Origin of the sequence: Dactylosporangium sp. NPDC005572 (genome assembly GCF_040605515.1) — a bacterium.
Taxonomy (GTDB): Bacteria; Actinomycetota; Actinomycetes; order Mycobacteriales; family Micromonosporaceae; genus Dactylosporangium.
Genome location: NZ_JBEXCY010000366.1, coordinates 1 through 6,171 on the forward strand (window position 1 = coordinate 1; position 6,171 = coordinate 6,171).

General features: G+C 77.3%; 2 protein-coding genes. Both read left to right on the forward strand.

The window, feature by feature from the left end:
• Positions 1-280: acyl carrier protein (locus ABZS66_RS59945; RefSeq protein ID WP_354773674.1), on the forward strand; the 280-nt coding region annotated here is incomplete at its 5' end.
• The coding region (locus ABZS66_RS59950) for a beta-ketoacyl synthase N-terminal-like domain-containing protein (protein WP_354773676.1) at positions 277-6,171 on the forward strand (5,895 nt) is incomplete at its 3' end. The genes ABZS66_RS59945 and ABZS66_RS59950, both read left to right, overlap by 4 nt.

Here is a 6,171-nt window from a genome sequence, read left to right on the forward strand (position 1 = left end):
CCACGACCCGGGGCGGGTCGAGCCCGACCTGCCGTTCCTCGACGGCGGGTTCAACTCCCTCATGGCCATCGAGCTGCGGGACCGGGTCAGCGTCGCCACCGGCCTGCCGATGCCCACCACCCTCATCTTCGAGCACCCCACGCCCGCGGCCCTCGCGGCGCACCTGGCGACCGTGCTGCCGGCCGACGCCGGCGGTGCCGCCCGGCCCGCCGAGCGGGCTCCGGACCCGCGACCGGACGGGTCCGACCTGCCCCTGCTGGAGTTGGAGCTGCTGCCATGACCCACGTGCTGGACCGGACGATCCGCGACTTCGCGCTGCGCATACGCCCCGACGACATCCTGCTGCGCGACCACCGGGTGCGCGGGCGGCGCGTGCTGCCCGAGGCCGTCCTCCTGGACGCGCTGTACCGCGCCGCGGCTGCCGCCGGCACCCCCGCGGCCGACGTCGAGCTCACCGACCTGCGCTTCCTGCGCCCGCTCGCCGTCGACGACGGCGTCGAGCGGCGGGTGGTGTTCCGCGGCACCGGCGACGGCGCCGCGACCCACGTGCGCATCGCCGCCGGGGAGCCGCTCGCCGAGGCCGTGGTCCGCCGCACCGGCCCTCCGCCGGGCGCCGCACCGCTCGAGGTGTCGGTCGTGGACGGTCCCGGATCCGAGCCGCTTGATTCGCTGTACGACGGGCTCGGCCACGGCGCGTTCCTGCGCGCCACCGGCCGGCGGCGCCGCGACGGCGACCGGGTCACCGCGCTCCTGCGGCCCGGCCCCGACGCCCACCGGCGGCGCGGCGACTTCCTGCTCCACCCGACGCTGCTCGACGCCGCCCTGACCCTGCTGGGCCCCGGGCGGCGCGTGGCGGGCATCCGCCGGTTCCGGGCCTGGGCACCGCTGCGCGACGCCGCGTACGCGGTCGCCGAGGGCGACGGGCTGCGCCTCTACGACACCGACGGCACCCTCGCCGCCGAGTGCGAGGGCGTGCGGTTCGCCGCGGGCCGCGCCCGGCGCAGCGGCCGGCTCGACATCGCCGTCGTCGGTGTGGCCGGGCGGTACCCGGGGGCCGAGGACGTCGGGCAGCTGTGGGACAACGTGCTGCACGGCCGCGACGCGATCACCGAGGTGCCGGCGTCCCGGTGGGGGCCCGGCGACTACCCGACCGGCGACGCCCAGCTGCCCCGCTTCGGCGGGTTCCTGGCCGATGTCGACGCCTTCGACCCCCGGTTCTTCCGCATCCCGCCGAGCGCCGCGCACACCCTCGACCCGCAGGAGCGGCTGTTCCTGCAGACCGCGTACGCCGCCGTCGAGCACGCCGGCTACCGGCCCGACGACTTCCGCGCCCCGAACGACCGCGTCGGCGTCTTCGTCGGCGCGACCTGGGCCGACTACCGGCTCCTCGGCGTCGAGTCGACCCGGCGGGGCGCGCCGCTGGCCGTGCCGTCGCTGCCGTCGTCGGTGCCGAACCGGGTGTCGTACTACTTCGGCTTCACCGGCCCCAGCCTGACCGTGGACACCGCCTGCTCGTCGTCGCTCACCGCGCTGCACCTGGCCTGCCGCAGCATCGCCGACGGCGAGTGCGACGCGGCCCTGGCCGGCGGGGTCAACCTGCTGCTGCACCCGGACAAGTACCTGCTGCTGCGCACCCTCACGATGGCCTCCTCGGACGGGCGGTGCCGCTCCTTCGGCGCCGGCGGCGACGGCTACGTCCCCGGCGAGGGCGTCGGCGCCGTGCTGCTCAAGCCCCTGGAGCGGGCCGAGGCCGACGGCGACACCATCCACGGCGTGATCCTCAGCGTCGCCGTCAACCACGGCGGGCGGGCCGCGGGCATGACGGTGCCGAACCCGGTCGCGCAGGGCGACGTCATCGCCCGCGCGCTCGCCGACGCCGCCGTCGACCCGGACACCGTCGGCTACGTCGAGGCCCACGGCACCGGCACCGCCCTCGGCGACCCGGTCGAGGTGGCCGGGCTGCACCGCGCGTTCGCCGGCCGAGCCGAGCCGTGCGCGCTCGGCTCGGTCAAGTCCAACGTCGGGCACCTGGAGTCGGCGGCCGGCATGGTCGCGCTGACCAAGGTGCTGCTGCAGCTGCGGCACGGGCGCATCGCCCCGTCGCTGCACTCGGCCGAGCTCAACCCGGGCATCGACTTCGCCGAGTCACCGTTCGAGGTGCCGCAGACGGCCCGCGACTGGCCGCGGCCGACGGGCGGCGGGCCCCGCCGGGCCGGCGTCAGCTCCTTCGGCGCCGGGGGCGCGAACGCGCACGTCGTCGTCGAGGAGTACCCGGCCGCCCCGGCCGGGCCCGGCACCGGCGCCGAGGAGCTGCTGGTGCTGTCGGCGCGGACACCGGAGCGGCTGGCGGAGTACGCCGGACGGGTCGCCGCCCACCTCGCCGCCGGCCCGGCCGAGCGGTTCGCCGACATCGCCCGCACGCTGCAGGCCGGCCGCCCGGCCCTGGAGCACCGCCTCGCCCTTGTGGCCCGCGACGCCGCCGGGGCCGCCGACCGGCTGCGCCGCCACCTCGCCGGCGAGGCCGGGGCCGCGCACAGCGGCGCGGCCGACGGCTCCGGCGACCCGCGCGCGGCCGAGCGGACGTTCGCCGAGCGGTACGCCGCCGGGGACCTCGACGGGGCCGCCCGCGCCTTCGCCGCCGGGGCCACGCCGGACTGGGCCGCGGTCAACGGCGGCCCCGACCGCCGGGTGCCGGTGCCGGGCTACCCGTTCGAGCGCGGCCGGTACTGGATCGACCTGCCCGCCGTCACCAACCTGAGCGCCAACGAGCCGGCCGTCACCGACCCGAGCGTCACCGGCCCGACCGCCACCACCGACGACGGCCGCCCGGCCGCGGCGGACGCGAACACCGAAGACACCGCCGGCCCGGCCGGGGAGGGGGAGATCGTGACCATCGACGCCGTCGTCCGCCAGTTCGAGGAGCAGCTGGCGCCGACCGATCGGGAGCTGGAGGCCGCGTACCCGGACCTGGGCCGCTACGCCGCCCGGCGCGCCGCCCGCGAGCTCACCGCTATGGGCCTGCCGGACGCCGGCGGGACCCCGGACGAGCTGCGCGCGGCGCTGGGGGTGCGCCCGCAGTACACCCGCTTCACCGACGCCTGCTTCGAGGTCCTCGAGCGCCACGGCCTGCTGCGCCGCTCCGGCCGGGCCCTGCTCGGCACCGGGCCGGTGCCCGACCCGTCCCGGCTGCGTGCCGAGATCCTGGCCCGCCACCCCGACGCAGAGCCGTTCCTGCGGCTGCTGGACGTCGCGGTCCCGGCCTACCCGGCCGTGCTGCGCGGCGAGACCCCCGCCACCGAGGTCCTGTTCCCGTCCTCCGGGCTGGATCTCATGACCGGGGTGTACCGCGGCAACCCGGCCTACGACTTCTACACCGGCGAGGTGGCCCGGTTCGTCGCCGCCGCGGCCGGCGTGCGCGCCCGGCAGGGCCGCGCCCCGGTGCGCGTGCTGGAGATCGGCGCCGGCACCGGCAGCACCACCCAGGCGGTCCTGGAGGCCCTGGCGCCGCTCGGCGGCGTCGAGTACCACTACACCGACGTCGGGGGCAGCTTCGTCGCCCACGGCCGGCGCACGTTCGCCGCCCGCTACCCGTTCGTGCGGTTCCGGGTCTACGACGCCGACCGCGACCCGGCCGGCCAGGGCCTCGACCCGGGCACGTTCGACGTGGTGCTCGCGGCCAGTGCGCTGCACGCCGTCACCGACATCGACCGGACCCTCGGCCTGGTGCGCACGCTCCTCGCCCCGGGCGGGCTGCTGGTGCTCGGCGAGCCGACCGCGAACGTCGACGTGTTCACGCTGACGATCGGGCTGCTGGACGGCTGGCACCGCTACACCGACCCGCAGCGCCGGCTGCCGCACTCGCCGCTGCTGTCCGTGGAGGGCTGGCGGCTGGCGACGCAGCGGGCCGGGTACGGCGCGTTCGCCGGCTTCGGCCCGGGCCTCACCGGCGACGCCAAGCCCAGCTTCCGCATCCTGACCGCGGCCGCACCGGGCACGCCCGCGGAGGCGCCGCCCCCCGCCGCCCCGCCCCCCGCCGCCCCGGCGCCCGCCGTCGGGGTGCCCGCCGTGTCGGCCGAGCCGGCCGGGGTCCGCGCGGAGGAGCTGGAACCGGTCATCGCCCGGATCGTCGCCGACGGCCTCGGACTGCCGGTGGGGGAGATCCGCCCGTCGATCTCCTTCGCCGAGTACGGCGTCGACTCCATCCTGGCCGTGCAGATCGTCGAGAAGATCGGGGCGCGGCTCGGGATCACGGTCAAGCCGACCGTCGTGTTCGACCATCCGTCGGTGCGGGCGCTCGCCCGCCACGCGGCGACCCTCGGCGCGAGCCTGGAGGGCCCGGCGGAGCCCGCGCCGGCGGCCCCGGAGGCTCCGGTCCAGCCGACGCCCGCACCGGAGTCCGCGGGCATCGACATCGCCGTGATCGGGATGGCCGGGCGCTACCCGGGCGCCGGGGACCACCGCGAGCTGTGGCGCAACCTCGTGGCCGGGCACGAGGCGGTCACCGAGGTCCCGGCCGGGCGCTGGGACGTCGACGCCGTCTTCGCGCCCTGGCCGCCGACGCCGGACCGCACGTACTCGCGCTGGGGCGGCTACATCGCCGACCCGGACCGGTTCGACCCGTACTTCTTCAACATCGTGCCCGCCGAGGCCGACGTCATGGACCCGCAGCAGCGGCTGTTCCTGCAGGAGAGCTGGCGGGCCCTCGAGGACGCCGGCATCGACCCGAGCCGCCTGCAGCGCGCCCGCTGCGGCGTCTTCGCCGGCTCGCCACCGCCGGACTACGTGAGCCTGCTGCGCGAGCGCGGCCAGGCCGGCGGGGCCGATGTGTTCACCGGCAACTCGCCGTCGATCCTGCCCGCCCGGGTGGCGTACCACCTGGACCTGACCGGCCCGTGCGTCGGCATCGACACGGCCTGCTCGTCGTCGCTCGTCGCGGTGCACCAGGCCTGCCAGAGCCTGGCCGCCCGGGAGTGTGACCTGGCCCTGGCCGGGGGCGTCGCGGTGTACTCCACGCTGGAGCACCTCCTGCAGACCTCCTCGCTCGGGATGCTCTCGCCGACCGGGCAGTGCCGTGCCTTCGACGAGACCGCCGACGGGATCGTGATGAGCGAGGGCGTCGGGGTGGTCGTGCTCAAGCCACTGGCCCGCGCGCTCGCCGACGGCGACCCGATCTACGGGGTCATCAAGGGCATCGGCGTCAACCAGGACGGCCGCACCAACGGCATCACGGCGCCCAGCGCCCGCTCGCAGACCGAGCTGGAGCTGGCGGTGTACGACCGCTACGGCATCGACCCGGCCGGCATCGGCTACGTCGAGGCGCACGGCACCGGCACGAAGCTCGGCGACCCGGTCGAGGTCGACGCACTCACCGCAGCCTTCCGCGCCCACACCGACCGCCGCGGCGACGTCCCGATCGGCTCGATCAAGACGAACATCGGGCACACCTCGCACGCGGCCGGGGTCGCCGGGCTCATCAAGGTCCTGCTCTCCATGCGGGAGGGCGTGATCCCGCCCACGCTGCACTTCGCCACCGGCAACGCCCTGGCCGGCTTCGCCGACTCGCCGTTCCACGTCAACACCGAGGTCGCGACCTGGCCGGAGGGGCCGCGGGCGGCCGCGGTGAGCTCGTTCGGCTTCAGCGGTACCAACTGCCACGTCGTGGTCGCCGGCCACGACGACCGGCGCGCGCCGACCGCCGGCCCGGCCGGCCCGGTCCTCGTGCCGCTCTCGGCCCGCAGCGAGGAGAGTCTCCGCGCCGCGGCCGGGGCCCTCGCCGCTCACCTCGCCGCCACGCCCGGCCTGGTACTGGCCGACGTCGCCGCGACACTGCAGCTCGGCCGGGCCGCGTTCGAGCACCGCCTGGCCGTGTCGGCCGGCTCGGTCGAGCAGCTGCGGGCCCGCCTGGCCCTGTGCGCGGCCGGGCAGCGCACGCAGGGCGTGTGGCTGGGATCGGTCGACCCAGACGCGGCGCCGGCGCCGGCCGTCGCCCCCGGGCCGGACCTGGCCGCGACCGCCGAGGCGTGGGTGGGCGGCGCCGCCGTCGACTTCGCGCGGTGGTACGCCGGCCGCCCGCCCCGGCGGATCAACCTCCCCGGCTACGTCTTCGCCCGCGACCGCTGCTGGCCGCCGGACCCGCCCGCCGCCCCGGCCCGGCCGGCCACCGTGGGCGGC